The 16,917-nt window shown below is 67.5% G+C and carries 14 protein-coding genes and 1 riboswitch; of the genes, 10 read left to right on the plus strand and 4 right to left on the minus strand.

The window, feature by feature from the left end:
• Positions 1-12: 12 nt before the first annotated feature.
• The 3 genes from ACIQCS_RS00495 to ACIQCS_RS00505 all read right to left on the minus strand — a co-directional run bounded on the left by ACIQCS_RS00495 (position 13) and on the right by ACIQCS_RS00505 (position 4,042).
• The gene (locus ACIQCS_RS00495) at positions 13-153 is read right to left on the minus strand and encodes a hypothetical protein (protein WP_345850387.1); all 141 of its coding nucleotides are present in this window, start codon (positions 151-153) and stop codon (positions 13-15) included.
• Positions 154-312: 159 nt separating this feature from the next.
• Positions 313-3,351 carry a TonB-dependent receptor domain-containing protein gene (locus ACIQCS_RS00500; RefSeq protein WP_401529776.1) on the minus strand — a complete coding sequence of 1,013 codons (3,039 nt, stop codon included), beginning with the start codon at positions 3,349-3,351 and terminating at the stop codon, positions 313-315.
• 421 nt (positions 3,352-3,772) lie between these two features.
• Entirely contained in the window at positions 3,773-4,042 is a 270-nt protein-coding gene (locus ACIQCS_RS00505) for a hypothetical protein (protein WP_345850389.1), read from the minus strand.
• A gap of 230 nt (positions 4,043-4,272) precedes the next feature.
• Here ACIQCS_RS00505 and ACIQCS_RS00510 point away from each other — a divergent pair, with 230 nt between their 5' ends.
• Together ACIQCS_RS00510 and ACIQCS_RS00515 are read left to right on the plus strand one after the other, a co-directional pair.
• Positions 4,273-4,797: an alpha/beta hydrolase gene (locus ACIQCS_RS00510; RefSeq protein ID WP_345850390.1), complete on the plus strand. Its 525-nt coding sequence runs from the start codon at positions 4,273-4,275 to the stop codon at positions 4,795-4,797.
• 63 nt (positions 4,798-4,860) lie between these two features.
• A riboswitch (yybP-ykoY riboswitch) is annotated at positions 4,861-5,043 on the plus strand.
• A gap of 12 nt (positions 5,044-5,055) precedes the next feature.
• Positions 5,056-5,625, plus strand: coding sequence for a TMEM165/GDT1 family protein (locus ACIQCS_RS00515; protein ID WP_345850391.1), 570 nt, complete (start codon positions 5,056-5,058; stop codon positions 5,623-5,625).
• 3 nt (positions 5,626-5,628) lie between these two features.
• Here ACIQCS_RS00515 and ACIQCS_RS00520 read toward each other — a convergent pair whose 3' ends face one another.
• Positions 5,629-6,252, minus strand: coding sequence for a response regulator (locus ACIQCS_RS00520; RefSeq protein WP_345850393.1), 624 nt, complete (start codon positions 6,250-6,252; stop codon positions 5,629-5,631).
• A 367-nt stretch (positions 6,253-6,619) separates the two neighbouring features.
• Between ACIQCS_RS00520 and ACIQCS_RS00525 the strand changes: the two genes are divergently transcribed.
• The 8 genes from ACIQCS_RS00525 (at position 6,620) to ACIQCS_RS00560 (ending at position 16,847) form a co-directional block, all read left to right on the plus strand.
• Positions 6,620-7,231, plus strand: a complete 612-nt coding sequence (locus tag ACIQCS_RS00525; protein ID WP_345850394.1) for a TetR/AcrR family transcriptional regulator — start codon at positions 6,620-6,622, stop codon at positions 7,229-7,231.
• A gap of 488 nt (positions 7,232-7,719) precedes the next feature.
• Positions 7,720-8,109, plus strand: a complete 390-nt coding sequence (locus ACIQCS_RS00530; protein ID WP_280279339.1) for a hypothetical protein — start codon at positions 7,720-7,722, stop codon at positions 8,107-8,109.
• Complete coding sequence (locus ACIQCS_RS00535; protein ID WP_345850395.1) at positions 8,106-9,380, plus strand: efflux RND transporter periplasmic adaptor subunit; 1,275 nt, start codon at positions 8,106-8,108, stop codon at positions 9,378-9,380. Before ACIQCS_RS00530 ends, ACIQCS_RS00535 begins: the two co-directional genes overlap by 4 nt.
• Positions 9,381-9,459: 79 nt before the next feature.
• Complete coding sequence (locus ACIQCS_RS00540; protein ID WP_345850396.1) at positions 9,460-12,654, plus strand: multidrug efflux RND transporter permease subunit; 3,195 nt, start codon at positions 9,460-9,462, stop codon at positions 12,652-12,654.
• A gap of 101 nt (positions 12,655-12,755) precedes the next feature.
• Positions 12,756-14,156: a TolC family protein gene (locus ACIQCS_RS00545; protein ID WP_345850397.1), complete on the plus strand. Its 1,401-nt coding sequence runs from the start codon at positions 12,756-12,758 to the stop codon at positions 14,154-14,156.
• 190 nt (positions 14,157-14,346) lie between these two features.
• Positions 14,347-14,733: an OsmC family protein gene (locus tag ACIQCS_RS00550; RefSeq protein WP_345850399.1), complete on the plus strand. Its 387-nt coding sequence runs from the start codon at positions 14,347-14,349 to the stop codon at positions 14,731-14,733.
• Positions 14,734-14,790: 57 nt separating this feature from the next.
• Positions 14,791-15,516: a response regulator gene (locus ACIQCS_RS00555; RefSeq protein ID WP_280279334.1), complete on the plus strand. Its 726-nt coding sequence runs from the start codon at positions 14,791-14,793 to the stop codon at positions 15,514-15,516.
• 29 nt (positions 15,517-15,545) lie between these two features.
• The gene (locus ACIQCS_RS00560; protein WP_345850400.1) at positions 15,546-16,847 is read left to right on the plus strand and encodes an ATP-binding protein; all 1,302 of its coding nucleotides are present in this window, start codon (positions 15,546-15,548) and stop codon (positions 16,845-16,847) included.
• Positions 16,848-16,917: the final 70 nt, after the last annotated feature.

The following is a 16,917-nucleotide window of genomic DNA, read 5'->3' on the forward strand; positions in this document are numbered from 1 at the left end:
GTGCGTCCCGGATCAGTATGCGAAAAGGAGCGTGCGGGTGCCGATGGCTTCGTTGCGGCGCCCATCCCCATCCGCTTCCTCGCGCGGCTCCGCGGCCCGGACGGACAGGGGCATGGCGCCGGCGAGCAGCGCGCTGCGGAAGAAGGATTTCATCGCGGATCCCCTTTGAAACACCCGTGTGGCGGGCTCGTTAGGGAATGGTATATTGCGAGTCAATCGCATTAGCGGAAAGCGCGGCCATGGCTTCGCGCTGAAGGTGAAAAAGGGGGAACGGCAATGCCGCTCCCCCGGAGTTGGCCTCTTTCGGCAGTTCTAGAAGTTGATCTTCGCGCCGACGCGGAAATAGCGGCCCATGATGTTCGGGCCGGCCCAGGCCGGGTTGTAGCCGAAGCCGCCATAGGCAGCGTCCGCATCGAAGGGCGGCTTGGTGTCGAGCAGGTTGAGCACGTTCAGCGACAGGGCGAAATTGTCGTTGATCCGGTGCTGGATGGTGAGATCGACGTTCCAGATGTCCTTCGAACGGCATTGTACCGGCGAATCATCGTCATAGGTCTGTGTGCCATTCTCGATCGCGCTCTGGCAGTCGAACGGCGTGGCGCCCAGATCGACCTGCGATACGTGATAGCCGGCCGTGTAATAGGCAGTGGCCGTCACGCTGGTGCCGCCGAACTGCAGCGTGTTCTGCCAGCTGGCGCGCCAGCGCGGCGAGCCCGAGCATGAAGTGTTGTTGCACGGGCTGAGCGTGTCCTCATAGCGCTGCGGCGGCTGCGTTTCGCCGGTGAGCGGATCGACCAGCGTGAGATGGTTCTTGTCGAGGTAGGATGCCTCGAACGAACTGATCCAGCGCACGCCCTCGGTCAGCTTCAGGTTGGCATTGAGGCTGGCGTCGACGCCCTGGACGACCTGCCGGTTGGCATTGGCATAGAGGGCCTGGATGGAGCCGATATGCGGCAGCGCGTTCGGATTGGCCGGATCGATGACGCCGGGGCGGACGGTAATGCCCGGAATGTTCACGACGCCGTTGTTGCGATAATAGGCATCGACCACCGGCGCGGTGTTGTTCACGCCGACGATCTGGTCCTTGACCTTGATCCGCCAGAAATCGAGCGTGAAGCTCAGCCCGCGGATCGGCTCGAAGATCAGACCGGCGGTGAGATTTTCCGATTTCTCCGGCCGTAGCGCGGGGTTGCCCACATTGGTGAGGCCCAGCGAGAATTGCTGCGTGGCATAGACGTTGTTGCCATGCGCCGCGCAGAATGCCGCATAGGTCTGGCAGAACGTGCCGCCGCCGCGCGAGACGAAGCCGGTGGTCGGCGTGCCATAGGCCTCGTTGAAACTCGGGATACGGAAGCCCTTCGACCAGGTGCCGCGCAGCGCGACAGCACGGATCGGCGTGAACTTCGCACCGACCTTGGGCGAGAAATTCTTCTGCCCGCTGGAATAGGAATCGTAGCGGCCCGACAGGTTGAGCTCGATCTTGTCGAGCGCCGACGCCTGGATTTCGCCAAAGGCCGAGAAGACCTTGCGGCTGCCCGAGGTGCCGACCGCGTTGATGTTGTAGTAGCGGTCCCAGGGGCTGGTTTCGTTGCCGGGATTGGCGCTCGGCGCGATGATCGATTCATAGCGATAGGCAAGGCCGCCCGCCGCATCGACGCCGCCGCCCGGCAGGTCGAGCACATGCCGCGACAGGTTCGCGGTCGCCTGCCACAGGTCCGAGTTCGACACCGTGGTGTTGTCCGGCATGATATAATCCCAGACGCTTTGCGGATTCGCCGACGGGTTGGTGAAGTTGAACGTGCCGCGCGCAAGCACGTCCATCACCCGCTGCGCCTTCACATAGTTGTACTGGGTGCGGGTGAGCTTGGAGTTGGCGGCGACGAAGCTCGCCGAATAGTCGAAGCCGGCGATCTGGCCGGACAGGCCGATCGTGCCGCGCAGCGCACGCGAGATCGCCTCGTCCCTGCGCGCGCGATCGGTCCGGAAGAAGAGCTGCGCGGTCTGGCCGGCCGCGGCATAGGGATTTTGCGGGTTGAGCACGCCGTTGGTGGCGTTGCAGCCGGTGTTCAGCCCGTTGGGCGTGCCTCTGCCGGAAGCGCAGACATAGATCGGCAGGATCACGCTGTAGGTGCCCACCGAGCTGGGATCCGGCGGCGTGCCGGCCAGGCTGTGCGGCACCGCGGTTCCGACGACGCTCGACTTGTAATAGTTCGCCTGCGCGTAGAGCTGGTGCGATTCGCCGATATTGGCGGTGAAGCGAGTGGACACGCCGAAGCGCTCCACGTCCGGTAGCAGCATCAGATATTCCGCCGGGTCACCCTGGCAGACCAGGCCGCTTGCCGGCGCGGTGGTCGCCTGCGCGATCTGCGCGGCCGAGAGCTGGTACGGCGTCCAGCGGCCGCAGGGGTTCGACGTGGCGACGTAGGAATAGCGTCCCGAGCCGACGGCGCTGCCGGGAGTCGTAACCGGACGAACCAGCGCGACACCGGGAACGGAGGATAAGCCGTTGACGGTCCCGTCGGGGCTGACGCCGTTCCAGGTCAGATTGTGCATGCAGGCGCCGCCCGCGTTGCAGATCCGGCTCCAGTCCTTGGTGTTGAACGGATAGTCGCGGTCGCGCGCCCAGAGCGGGTCCTGCTTCATATACTCGCCGCTGACATAGACGTTGAAGCCCTGCTCGTTCAGGTCGCCATAGCCCCAGGTCAGGTCCGCACGGCGCTCGCCCGCATCGCCGCGCTGCGAGATGCCGGCCGAGACATTGGCGTGGAGCCCCTTGATCTCCTTCTTGGTGATCACGTTGATCACGCCGGCGACGGCATCGGCGCCATAGGTCGACGAGGCGCCGTCCTTCAGCACGTCGATCCGCTCGATGATCGCGTTCGGGATGGTGTTCATGTCGACGAAGTTGCGCTGGCCGTCGTCCGCGAGCGGATAGGGCGCCATGCGCAGGCCGTCGAAGAGCGTCAGCGTCGCCTGCACGGTGAGGCCGCGCAGCGAGATCGCGCTGGCGCCCGCGGCGAAATTGCCGCCCGCGTTCCAGCCCTGGGTGATCGTGCCGGCATTGCCCGCCGACAGGCGCTGCACCGCTTCGGTGACAGTGTTCAGGCCGCGCTGCTCCAGCGTCTCGGCCGAGAGCACGGTGACCGGCGACGGCGTCTCGGTGTCGGTGCGCCGGATCAGCGAGCCGGTGACGACGATCGAGTCGCCGGGCGCTTCCTGCGCGGCCGCGGTCGGCGCGGCGGCGGCCATATCCTGTGCGGGTGCCGCGGCCGGGGCGGCTTCCTGCGCCAAGGCCGGTACGGCGATCAGCAGGGCGCCGCAAAGCGCCGTCGAGCCTCGCAACAGGCGAGTCATGGTCCTCGTTCGATTTATCATTGTCAGCCCTTTTGCTTGTGGGCCGCGGCGAGAGCCTGTCGCTCAGGCTTCTCGCGTTGCGGACCACTCCCTCTTTCGCTCGCGCGGCGGGGCTGCATCGCGCTCTGGCCATTTCGCTTGGGAAATTTCGCCGACCCGATCGTCCAGGATGTCGCCCGGCAGCCCGCCCGCTCGCTGCGCCGTCTTCACGATTGAAGCACGGGCGCAGGGGGCACGCTGCGGGGAGCGGGGGGCAGCTTCCTCCGTTAAGCGACCGAGATGGTGCCTATTGCGACGAAGCCGGATCGCGCGCGCGTGGGGCTGACGAACGAGAAGCCGGCGGGTTGCCGCCGGCTTCGGAGTTGCTGGTAGGAAAGGATCCGGGCCCGGCCAGAGGGAGGCGGCCAGGCCCGGGGACGGGTCAGGCCGGCTTGGCGCCCGCCGTGCCGCACTTCACGAACTTGCCCTTGGCATCCTTGCAGTGAGTCGCCTTGACGGGCGTGGCCGTGTGCTTGGCGGGCATGGCTGCAGGCTTGGCCGCGGTCGCGGGCTTGGCGGGCATGGCCGCGGGCTTGGTGGGGCACTTCATGAACTTGCCATGCGCATCGCGGCACGGCGCCGCTGCAATCGAAGGCGTCGCCGCGGCGAGCATCGCGAGCGAGGCTCCGGCGATCATCAACTTCCTGAACATTGGCACTCTCCTGCTTGTGGAGAGGCGAGACTGCACCCGCCCGGGTGGCCGACAGTTCTCCGTAAGATGAACTTTCTGCAATATTCGGACACGGGAGAGTCACAGAGGGGGCGATTGTTTCGGCGCGCCGGGAAAACATCCTGGCGCAGGGGCGATTGCATAGTGGCAGAGTAGGAATAGGCTGGCGACTCGTTGAGCGTGCCTTACCGCCCGGAAAGGGAGATAAGCGAATGCCCGAGAATGGCCTCTTCGATCCGTCGCTTCCGACACTGACCATCTATGATCGCGCCGACCGTCCCGATCGCAACCTGCTCGCGCATGCCGGGCAGATCATCGAGCTTGGCGGGGGCGGGCGCAATCTGTGGGCTGCCCGGCTCGACGAGGCAGTGCGCCTGACGGAGCGCCCGGTGATCCTGGTCGCGCACGGCATCGGCTGCTTCGCGGTGACCTGGTGGGCGCGGCTCTCGCCGGCTTCCTATGTCGAGAAGGTGGCCGGCGCTGTGTTCGTGCGGCCGCTGGGATCGGCGGTGACGGCCTCGCCCGAGCAGTTGTTCGCCGGGCCGCGCCTGCGCATCGCCTTTCCCTCGATCCTGGCGGATACGGGCGCCGATGCCGCGGCGCTGGCGCGCGACTGGGGCAGCCGCTTCCTCGATTCGACGCCGATACGCTCGATCGGCGAGCTGCTCGCTTCGCTGCGCGGCGAGCCGGACGCGGCGCCCGCGGCGGAGAATCCCCTGCTCAGCCTGGCGCGCTGAACCACAAAATGCTGGATTTCCGCGGGTACCTGCCCTAGGGCCCCGCATGTGCTGCCTCGGCAGCAACTCGCTATTTGGGGAGTAGCCAGCCGCGCCGATGCGCGGGCTCCCGCGTCAACATACTTGGCCGAGAGGCCATGGCGCGGGAGGGACGGGTCACCGTTCGGGCGAGACCAATGGCGTCGCATCTCCGCTCTTGCCGGGCGGGGAGATGCGATGTCGTTGGATTTCGTCTCCGTCCGGCCCGGAGTATGTCCCTTGGAAGCCCTGCTCAGTTCCACCGCGCTCGTCGCGCTCGCCGAGATCGGCGACAAGACCCAGCTGCTCGCCATCCTGCTCGCCACCCGCTTCAAGAAGCCGGTGCCGATCATCCTCGGCATCCTGGTCGCGACCTTGGCCAATCATTTCCTCGCCGCCCTGGTGGGCTCGGAAGCCGCCGCGCTGCTCCAGGGCAACTGGTTCCGCTACCTGATCGCCGCCTCGTTCATCGCCATGGGGCTGTGGACGCTGATCCCCGACAAGATCGACGATCTGGAGGACAAGCCGGCCCGCTTCGGTGCCTTCGTCACCACCGCCATCGCCTTCTTCCTGGTCGAGATGGGGGACAAGACCCAGCTCGCCACGGTGGCGCTGGGCGCGAAGTTCCACAATGTGTGGGCGGTCACCGCGGGCACCACCCTGGGCATGATGCTCGCCAACGTGCCGGCGGTGTTCCTCGGCAACGCCCTGCTCAGGCGCGTGCCGCTGCGGCTGGTGCACGGCATCGCCGCGGTGCTGTTCATCGCCGCGGGCATCCTGATGCTGGGCGAGACCTCTGGCTGGTTCTGACGGCTATGGGCGCTGGATCTCGCCCATCTCGGCGATGAAGGTGACGCGCAGCGCTTCCGAGAGGCTGCGCGCACCGAGCTTCTGCATCAGATTGGCGCGGTGCACTTCCACCGTCCGTGGCGAGATGCCGAGATCATAGGCGATGGTCTTGTTGGGGAAGCCCGCCGCGAGCCCCTCCAGCACCTCGCGCTCGCGGGCGGAGAGGTTGGCGAGCTGGGTGCGGGCCGCGTCGGTGCGCGAGGTGCCGTTCGACTCGCGCATGCGCTCGAAGGCCTTGTCGATCGCGCCGAGCAGCCGATCGGCCTCGAACGGCTTTTCGAGAAAGTCGATCGCGCCCCCGCGCATCGCCTTCACGGCGATCGCCACATCGCCATGCCCGGTGAGGACGATCACGGGCATGGCGGCGCCGCGTTCGTTGATCTGCTGCTGCACCTGCAGCCCGTCGATCTCGGGCATGCGGATGTCGAGCAGGATACAGCCCGGCTCGATTCCGCGCAGCTCACGAAGGAATGCCGCACCCGAGGGCCACAGGCGCACGGCATAGCCCGTCGTCCGCAGCATGAACCCGATCGAGTTCCGGACGCTGTCCTCATCATCGATGATGTGCACCAGGCGCTGGCCATCCATTCAAATTACTCCATTTTGGTGTAAACTGGGCGAGCGTATAAATGGCACTGGCGGCGTAGGGGGTATCGTTGTCGCGGGTGGCGCGATGCCACGACCGTCCAAGAACTGCGCGGGAGCCCCGCGATCATCTCGCCGGTCAATTCGACAGATCTGCGGAAATGCGAGTGTAACGTGCCGGCAACTTGCGCTGGAGTCGCCCCATGGCCTCGCCAACTGGTGAGTCGAGTGGATTTAACCATATGCAGCGCGTAATCCCACTGACCGGCAAGTTCACACCCGTGAAAATACAGTGGTTAACGGGGGTGGAACGCAGAGGCGCCGCAAGGCATTGGACTTTTGGGTCCATCAACATTATGTACCGGTCATTATGGAAATCACCGCCTGTGCCGTCGCCAAGGGGCGACCCCGCGAATTCGACACCGATTCGGCGTTGACCGCGGCGCTGCGCGTCTTCTGGAGCAAGGGCTATGAAGGCGCTTCGCTGAGTGACCTCACCGAGGCGATGGGCATCACCCGGCCAAGCCTCTACGCGGCGTTCGGCAACAAGGAAGCGCTCTTCAGGAAGACGCTCGACCTCTATCAGCGCGAGAAGCTCGACTATATGGGCAAGGCGCTGGATGCGCCGACCGCGCGCGGCGTCGCCGAGCGGCTGCTGATCGGCGCGCTCGAGATGCAGATGAGTTCGTGCGATCCCAAGGGTTGCATGGGCGTGATCAACTCGGTGGCCTGCGGGGCCGAGGCGGAGTCGATCCGCGCCGAGGTGCTCAAGCGCGGTGCGATCGTGAAGCAGGGGCTGATCGATCGGTTCGAGCGCGCCAAGGACGAGGGCGATCTGCCCCCCGATACCGATGTGATCGGGCTCACCGCCTATCTGACCGCGCTGCTCCAGGGCATCGCGCTCCAGGCGGGTGGCGGCACTTCCTGTGCCGATCTCAAGGCGCTGATCGACACCAGCCTGGCCTGTTGGCCGAGCAAATAGGCTGTTCAATTCCTCCCCCAGCTTGCTGGGGGAGGGGGACCATTGCGCCGCAATGGTGGAGGGGCCGCCGTCGAAGACGGCGGTTTCACCGCCGCCCCTCCACCACCGCCTTTGGCGGCGGTCCCCCTCCCCGAGGCAAGCTCGGGGAGGGATTTGAGGGCCCCGGAAAGTTTTTTCTCACCCGTCTCGACAAAAAGTACCGGCCGGTATAAAAATGCTCTTGACGCAACGCAGCACGATTTCTATACCAGTCAGTATAGAATGAGGGAAGCTGCCGAAGCGACGACACGGGGCCGATACCCCGAGCCATTACTCCAGCAGCGCAGAATTTAGACAGGACCGGGACGGTGCGCCGCAGACACGTGCGTCTGCGCGAAAGCCTCGTCTCGTGCCGGTTGGGGATGACCGGAAATGCCGGCGGAAACGGGTTCCGCGCGGCACGGGGAGGCTTTTGCCTTCCGCCGGGCAACAAGCAGGAGGAGACGATCATGGCATATCTCAACTTCGCCGCGCTCCAGGGCAGCCCGATCGCGGTGCCCGCCGATGTTCTCCCGGTCAGCGGCTTTTCCGCGCTCGAATGGCAGGTCGTCGCGATCGCGCAGCACGACCGGCTCTCGAGCCTGGAGAAGCCGGGCCGCCTCGCGGTGGCGCTGGGCGTGATCTTCGGGGGCGAGGTGTCCAATCCGAAACTCGCGGACCAGAAACTCGAGGCGCTCCGCCGCGTCTCCGTGCTCGCCTGGCACAAGGGCTATGCCGTGCCGCGCCACGAGATCCGCGCCTTCCACGAAGCGGGCTTCACGCCCGAGCAATATGAAACGCTGCTCGCCTCCATCAGCCGCGGCCGGGCAGCCCTGAATCAGGGGAAGCGATTCCAATGAACATGATCACGCGCATCGAATCCGAGACGGGCGACAACAAGCCGGGCGTCTCGGAGCGCCTCCGCCGCATGCCGTTGTGGCAGCGCGGCAGCCTCGTCGCGCTGCCGGTGGTGCTCGTCGCCGCCGGGCTCAGCATCGCCAGCAAGGACGCGCCCGCGGCGATGGCCGCGCCGCCGCCCCCGGTGGTGACGGTCGCCAGCCCGCTGGTCCGCGACGTCAACGAGTGGGACGATTATGTCGGCCGCTTCGAGCCGAGCCGCGCAGTCGAGGTGCGTCCGCGCGTCTCGGGCGCGATCACCGGCGTCCACTTCACCGACGGCGCGATCGTGCAGAAGGGCCAGCTGCTCTTCACCATCGACCAGCGCCCCTTCGCCGCCGCGCTCGCCGAGGCGCGGGCCGGGCTGGCCAGCGCCGAGAGCGATCTCGCGCTCGCTCGTTCCGACCTTGGCCGCGCCGAGCGGCTGGTGTCGGTCGAGGCGGTGTCGAAGAGCGATGTCGAGCGGCTCCAGGCCCGGGTCCGCGCCGCCGGCGCGGCGGTGTCCGCGGCCCAGGCCCGGGTGCGCAGCCGCGCGCTCGACATGGAGTTCACGCAGGTGCGCGCGCCGATCGCCGGCCGCATCTCGGATCGCCGCGTCGATCCGGGCAACCTGGTGGCCGCCGGCGAGGGGCAGGGCGGTTCGCTGCTGACCACGATCAACGCGCTCGACCCGATCTACTTCACGTTCGACGGTTCGGAGGCGCTGTTCCTCAAGACCAAGCGCGCGCGGGAAACCGGCGCCCAGGCCTCGCCGGTGGAGATCCGCCTGCAGGACGAGACCGACTATAAGTGGAAGGGCAAGCTCGACTTCACCGATAACGGCCTCGACCCCAAGTCGGGCACGATCCGTGGGCGCGCGGTGCTGAGCAATCCGGGCATGTTCCTGACGCCCGGCATGTTCGGCAACATGCGCCTCTCGGCCGGCGGCACCACCCAGGCGCTGATGGTGCCCGATACCGCGATCCAGACCGATCAGGCGCGCAAGCTCGTGCTCACTGTCGGCAAGGACGGCACCGTCGCGCCGAAGCCGGTGGTGCTCGGCCCGGTGGTCGACGGCCTGCGCATCGTCCGCTCGGGCCTGACCGCCCAGGACAAGGTGGTGATCTCGGGCACGCAGTTCGCGGCCCCCGGCGGCAAGGTGGACCCGAAGCCCGGCAAGATCGCGCCGACCGCAACCAGTCAGGCGCCGGCCCTCACGGCGCCGGTGACGGGCGAAGCTACCTTCGCCCGTTGACCGTCAGCCGCCGGATCTCCCCAGGGTCCGGCGGCTGACACTTTCTTCGTTCAGACCTCTTTTTTCGAGGAGTGGCCCCATGCGCCTCTCGCGGTTCTTCATCACGCGCCCGATCTTCGCGGCGGTCATCGCGGTCGTGATCACGATCATCGGCGCGATCGCCTATCTGGCGCTGCCGATTTCCCAATATCCCGACATCGTCCCGCCGACGGTGACGGTCACCGCCTCCTATCCCGGCGCCTCGGCCGAGACCGTCGCCGAGACGGTCGCCGCGCCGATCGAGCAGGAGATCAACGGCGTCGACGACATGCTCTACCAGTCGTCGCAGTCGACCGGCGACGGCAACGTCACCATCACCGTCACGTTCAAGTCGGGGACCAACCTCGATTCCGCGCAGGTGCTGGTGCAGAACCGCGTCGCCGTCGCGATCCCGCGCCTGCCCGAAGAGGTGCAGCGCCTGGGCGTCGTGACGCGCAAGACCACGCCGGACTTCCTGCTGGTGGTGAACCTGATCTCGCCGGACAACTCGGTCGATCGGGAGTATATCTCCAACTATGCGCTGACCCAGGTGAAGGACCGCCTAGCCCGTGTCGAAGGCGTGGGCGACGTGCGCATGTTCGGCGCGCGCGACTATGCGATGCGCGTATGGATCGATCCGGGCCGCGCCGCCGCGCTCAACCTGACCGCGGGCGATATCGTCCAGGCACTGCGCGCGCAGAACGTCCAGGTTGCCGCCGGCACGCTCGGCCAGCCGGGCAGCACGCCCACCGGCAACGCCTTCCAGCTCAACATCGAGACGCAGGGACGCCTGAAGGACCCCGCACAGTTCGGCCAGGTGGTGATCCGCACCGATGCCGATGGGCACCAGGTGCGCGTGAGCGACGTGGCGCGCGTGGAGCTGGGCGCGGCGGACTATTCGTCCAACACCTATCTCTCCAACAAGCCGACCGTGATCCTCGCCGTCTTCCAGCGCCCGGGCTCCAACGCCCTGGCTGCTGCCAATGCGGTGCAGGACCAGTTGAAGCTGATGTCCAAGAACTTCCCCAAGGGATTGGAATATCGCGTCATCTACAACCCGACCGAGTTCATCTCGCAGTCGATCGACGCCGTCTATCACACGCTGGGCGAGGCGATCCTGCTCGTCGTGCTGGTGGTGATCGTCTTCCTCCAGAAGTGGCGCGCGGCGATCATCCCGGTGCTGGCCATCCCGGTCTCGCTGATCGGCACGATGGCGGTGCTGCTGCCGCTCGGCTACTCGCTCAACAACCTCTCGCTGTTCGGCCTCGTCCTCGCCATCGGCATCGTCGTCGACGACGCGATCGTCGTGGTCGAGAATGTCGAGCGCAACCTGGCGCGCGGCATGACCCCGCTCCAGGCGGCGCGGACTTCCATGGACGAAGTGTCCGGCGCGCTCGTCGCGATCGTGCTGGTGCTGCTCGCGGTGTTCCTGCCGACCCTGTTCCTCAACGGTCTGTCGGGCGCCTTCTACAAGCAGTTCGCCGTGACGATCTCGGCGGCGACCGCGATCTCGCTGCTGGTCTCGCTGACGCTGTCGCCGGCAATGGCCGCGGTGCTGCTCAGCCATCATGAGAGCGAGCCCAGGGGGCCGATCGGCCGGATCGTGCGCCGCGGCGCCGATGCGTTCAACAACGGCTTCGAGCGGATGAGCGTCGGCTATGCCAAGCTCACGCGCGTGCTGGTCACCCGGCCGAAGCGGATGATGCTCACCTATGTCGGCCTGATCGCCGCGACGATCGGCATGTTCTGGGTCACGCCGGTGGGCTTCATCCCGCAGCAGGACCAGGGCTATTTCCTCACCGTCATCCAGCTGCCGCCGGGCTCGTCGCTCGAGCGGACGGACGAAGTGATGCGCAAGGTCGTCGCCCGCATCCTGCCAATCCCGGGCGTGAAGGGATCGGTGATGCTCGCCGGCTTCGACGGCCCGTCGCAGACGCTCGCCCCGAACTCGGCCGCCGCCTATGTGCCGCTGCAATCCTTCGAGGAGCGCAAGAAGCTCGGCGTCACCTTTGACGGCATCATGAACGAGGCGCGCAAGCGCACCGCCGATATCAACGAGGCGATGCTGCTCGTCGTCCCCCCGCCCGTCATCCAGGGCATCGGCTCGGCCGGTGGCTATCGGATGATGATCGAGGACCGCGCCGAGCATGGCTATGACGAACTGGGCAAGACCGCGTTCGGGCTGATCGGCCAGGCCAACCAGACTCCCGGGCTGAAGCAGATCTACACCTTCTTCAACACGGCCACCCCGCGCGTCTTCGCCGATATCGACCGGCGCAAGGCGGACATGCTGGGCGTGCCGCCGGAGCGGGTGTTCGAGGCGCTGAACGTCTATCTCGGCTCGGCCTTTGTGAACGACTTCAACATGCTCGGCCGCACCTATCGCGTGACCGCGCAGGCCGATGCGCCGTTCCGGGCGACCGAGGCGGACATCGCCAACCTCAAGACCCGCTCGAACTCGGGCGCGATGGTGCCGATCGGTTCGGTCTCGACCTTCGAGAACAAGACCGGCCCGTACCGCGTGACGCGCTACAACCTGTTCCCGGCGGTGGAAGTGGATGGCGATACCGCACCGGGCTACAGCTCGGGCGCCTCGCTCGACACGATGGAGAAGCTCGCGAGCGAGCTGCCTCCGGGCTATGGCGCGGAATGGACCGGCATCGCCTTCCAGCAGAAGATGGCCGGCAGCACGGCCGGGCTCGTCTTCGCGCTGGCGGTGGTGTTCGTCTTCCTGGTGCTGGCGGCGCAATATGAGAGCCTGACCATGCCGCTGGCGATCATCCTGATCGTGCCGATGTGTCTGCTCGCGGCCATGGCCGGGGTGAATCTGCGGGGCATGGACAATAATGTGCTCACGCAGATCGGCCTGGTCGTGCTGATCGCGCTCGCTGCCAAGAACGCGATCCTCGTGGTCGAGTTCGCTCACCAGGCAGAGGTGCAGGACGGGCTGTCGCCGGTGGAGGCCGCGGTGCGTGCCGCGCGTGACCGCCTGCGGCCGATCCTGATGACTTCGTTCGCCTTCATCCTCGGCGCCGTGCCGCTGCTGATCGCGAGCGGGGCGGGTGCGGAGCTCCGCCAGGCGCTGGGCACCGCGGTGTTCTTCGGGATGATGGGCGTGACTGCGTTCGGCCTGCTCTTCACGCCGACCTTCTATGTCGTCTGCCGCGCGCTCGGCGATCGCATCGCGAAGATGCGCGGCAACCGCAAGGCGCACGACGAAGGTGGCCACGCGCCGGCGCTGCAGCCTGCCGAATAACCAACCGTCGCCCCGGCGAAAGCCGGGGTCTCGGGCGGCTCTTTTCCCGCCATCGCCTGAGATCCCGGCTTTCGCCGGGATGACGGGCAGGAGGAAGTGAAATGACGTACAAGATTTTCCTCGCAACCGCTTCGGCCCTGGCGCTCGCCGCCTGCGCCGCCGGTCCGAACTATGTCGCGCCCACGCCGCCCCAGACGGCGGCCGGCAATTTCGTGGCGGCCAATCCCGCGGTGACCGCAGCGCCCGTGCAGGGCGACTGGTGGCGGCTCTACAATGATCCGGTGCTCGACCAGCTCGTCGCCGACGCGCTGGCCGCCAACACCGATATCCGCGTCGCGGTGGCGCGGATCGAAAAGGCCCGCGCGACGCTGCGCGGCGCCAAGGCCAACCAGCTGCCCCAGGCCAGCCTGAGCGCCGGCGCCAATTATGGCCGCCTGCCCGCGGCCCAGCGCCTGCCCGGCGCTCCGCGCGAGGACTGGCAGGTCGATGCCGGGCTGAGCGTCAGCTACGAGGCCGATCTGTTCGGCCGGCTGAGCCGCGGCACCGAAGCCGCGCGCGGCGATGTCGGCGCGGCCGAGGCGGATGCCGACGCGGTCCGCGTGATCGTGGCGGCGGAGACTGCGCGTGCCTATGCCGATGCGGCCTCGTCGGCCGAGCGGCTGGGCGTCGCCGAGCATATCGTCAAGCTGCTCGACCAGTCGATCGAGCTGACCGAGCGCCGCCGCGGCGTGGGCCTGGCCACCCGGCTCGACACGGCCCGGATCGGCGCGCTCCGCAACCAGCGCCAGGCCGAGGTGCCCGCGCTCCAGGCCGCGCGCGATGCCGCGCTGTTCCGCCTCGCCACGCTGACCGGCCGTACCCCCGCCGACTTGCCGGCGGTGGCGGGCGAGCGCAGCACCACCTTGCGGCTCGGCCAGCCGATCCCGGTCGGCGACGGCGCCGCGCTGCTGGCGCGCCGGCCGGACATCCGCGCCGCCGAGCGCCGCCTGGCCGCCGCCACCGCGCGGATCGGCGTGGCGACCGCCGACCTCTATCCGCGGATCACGCTCGGCGTGTCGGGCGGCTCGACCGGCACCGATTTCGGCGACGTGTTCGGCGCCGGCCCACTGCGCTGGCTGGTCGGCGGGCTGCTGAACTGGGCGGTGAACCCGGGACCGGCCCGGGCGCGGGTGGCAGGGGCGGAGGCCGATACGAAGGCCGCGCTCGCCACGTTCGACGGCACAGTGCTGAACGCGCTGCAGGAGACCGAGACGGCGCTTTCCGCCTATGGCCATGCGCTCGGGCGGCGCACCGCGCTCCAGGCGGCGCGCAACGAGGCGGAAGCGGCAGTGAACATCGCCCGCGCCCGCCAGCGCGAGGGCGATATCGATTCGCTCGCCCTGCTCGACGCCGAACGCACCTTCGCCGATGCCGAGGCGGATCTGGCACAGGCCGACGCCTTCATCGCCGAGACCCAGGTGGACCTGTTCCGCGCCCTGGGCGGCGGCTGGCAGAAGAGCTGAGCGGGCCTTCCCGACACTTTCTCTTCGTCATCCCGCTGCTTCTCTTCGTCATCCCCGCGAAGGCGGGGATCCAGGGCCAGGAAGGACAGCGCCTGTGACCCCGGATCCCCGCCTTCGCGGGGATGACGGGACGGGAATGGGGACGGGAATGGGGATGACGGGCCGGCCGCCGTGCCCTAATCTTGTCCGCATGACCCATGCCATCGCCAGGATCGGGCGCGACGCCCCCTATGCCACCGACATCAGCTTCGGCAAGCGCGGGCTCGTCGCCGACGAGCCCGAGGCGCGGGGCGGCGGCGATGCCGGGCCGGCGCCCTATGAGCTGCTGCTGGGCAGCCTGGGCGCGTGCACCGCGATCACGCTGCGCATGTATGCCGAGCGCAAGGGGTGGCCGGTGGAGCATGTCGAGGTGGCCCTGTTCCTCCACGGCCAGGGCGAGACGCTCAACATCGAGCGCATCCTGACGATCACGGGCACCGATGCCGAGCAGAATGCCCGGCTTGCCGAAATCGCCGAGAAGACGCCGGTGACGCTTACCCTGAAACGGGGAGTCCCGATTGCGACCAGGCTCGGGTGAATCTTGTTACAAATTCGCGCAACACCCTAGACGCATTTTGTCGTAGAAGCTGGGGTCATGCTTGCTTCCGTGACTTCCAAGGACGATTCGGCGACCCTGCTCGTCGTAGACGACGACCGCGATATCCGCATGCTGCTGGCGAACAGCCTCGGTTCGCGCGGCTACAAGGTCGAGACCGCGTCCAGCACCCGCGACATGGATCAGATCCTCGCGCGCACGCCGGTCGATCTCGTGATCCTGGACATCATGATGCCGGGCGAGGACGGGCTTTCCGCCTGCCGCCGCATCGCGCGCGCCGATGGGCCGGAAATCATCTTCCTGAGCGCGCTTGGCGAGGAGCAGGACCGGATTCTCGGCCTCGAGGTCGGCGCCGGCCATTATCTTCCCAAGCCATGCAGTCCGCGCGAAATCCTCGCCACGGTGCGCGCGGCGCTGCGCAAGCGCGGCGCGATCGCCACGAATGAGAGTGGCGACGTCTATGTCTTCGAGGGCTGGCGCATCGATCTCGGCAGCCATGAGCTGTTCGATCCCAATGGCGTGCTGGTCGGTCTCACCGATGGCGAGTTCGCGGTGCTGCGCGTGTTTATCGAGCGCCCGCGCCGGGTGCTGAGCCGCGAGGCGCTGCTGGCCGCGGCCCGGGGCCCGGATTCGGACGCCTATGACCGGGCGATCGACGTGCAGGTGAGCCGCCTGCGCCGCAAGCTGCGCTCGGGCGGGGACGAAATCATCCGCACCGTGCGCAATGAAGGCTATCTGTTCGTGCCCAAGGTGGTGCGCGCGTGACACCGCGACGCGGGGGGGCGGGGTCTCCGTTGTTCCTGCGCGTCTTCGTCCTGATGGTTGCCTGCGTGGCGATAACGCAGCTGATGAATCTCGGCCTGCTGATCGCGGTGCAGGCGCCTTCGACCAAGGTCTACAGCGTCGGGCAGATCGCCAACGCGATGCGCGGCATCGGCGATCCGGACGGCGATTTCCTGATATCCCACCCGGCAGATGTCGAGCCGACGCCCTGGAACCCCCGGAGCGAGCGCATCGAGCTCGCGCTGGCCAAGGCGCTGCAGGTGCCGGTGGAACGGGTGCGGATCGGCTTCCCCACGCCGTTCATGCAGCGCGAGAAGATCTATGATCGCGCCAGCGTGCCGCGCGCCGTTCCGCCGGCCAGCGATCAGGCGGCGCGGGCCGTGGTGATAATCGGCGATTTCTCCGCGGCATTCCGCCGGGACGACGGGCAGTGGACCCTGATCGATTCGAACCACAGCTTCGAGCCGTGGCGGCTGTTCGTGCTGTGGTGGCTGATCCTGTCCGCCGCAGCGGTCGCGCCCTTTGCCTGGGCCCTCGCGCATCGCATCGCCAAGCCGATCGGCGCCTTTGCCGAGGCCGCCGAACGGCTCGGCCGCGACCCTCGCGCCGCGCCGATCGCGATCGAGGGACCGATGGAAATCGCCGATGCCGCGGCGGCGTTCAACCGGATGCAGGCCCGGCTCAATCGCTATGTCGACGATCGCGCGACCGTGGTCGGCGCGGTCGCGCACGATCTGCGCACGCCCCTGATGCGGCTCGGACTACGGCTCGAGGCAGCGCCCGACGCGTTGCGTCAGGCGTGCGAGGGCGACATTCGCGACATGGAAGCGATGATCTCCGCGACGCTGAGCTATCTGCGCGACACGACCAAGCAGGGTGTGCGCAAGCCGCTCGACCTGCGCTCGCTCGCCGAGACGGTGACCGACGACATGAGCGATCGCGGCGCATCGGTGACGCTCGCGCCGGGCGATCCGGTGGTGATCGAGGGCAATTCGCCGGCGCTCAAGGCGATGCTCAACAATCTCGTCACCAACGCGCTCAAATATGCCGGCAGCGCCGAAGTCTCGCTGGCCGAGGCCGATGGCCAGGCGCTGATCGAGGTGCGTGACGATGGGCCCGGCGTGCCGCCGGAAGACCTGGAGCGCGTGTTCGAGCCCTTCTTCCGCGGCGAACGTTCGCGCAACCGCGACACCGGTGGCATCGGTCTGGGCCTGGCCAGTGCCCGCGCGGTGGCGCGCGCGCATGGCGGCGACCTTACCATCCGCAACCGGGAAGAGGGCGGCCTTTCCGCACTGGTGACCCTGCCCGTCTAATACGGCCACAAAGCGGAAACCTGCCAGCGACGTCCCGAAATCCCGCCGACACCCGCGCCGCCGAACCACA

The sequence above is a fragment of the Sphingomonas sp. NPDC092440 genome (assembly GCF_044754985.1).
Lineage (GTDB): Bacteria > Pseudomonadota > Alphaproteobacteria > Sphingomonadales > Sphingomonadaceae > Sphingomonas.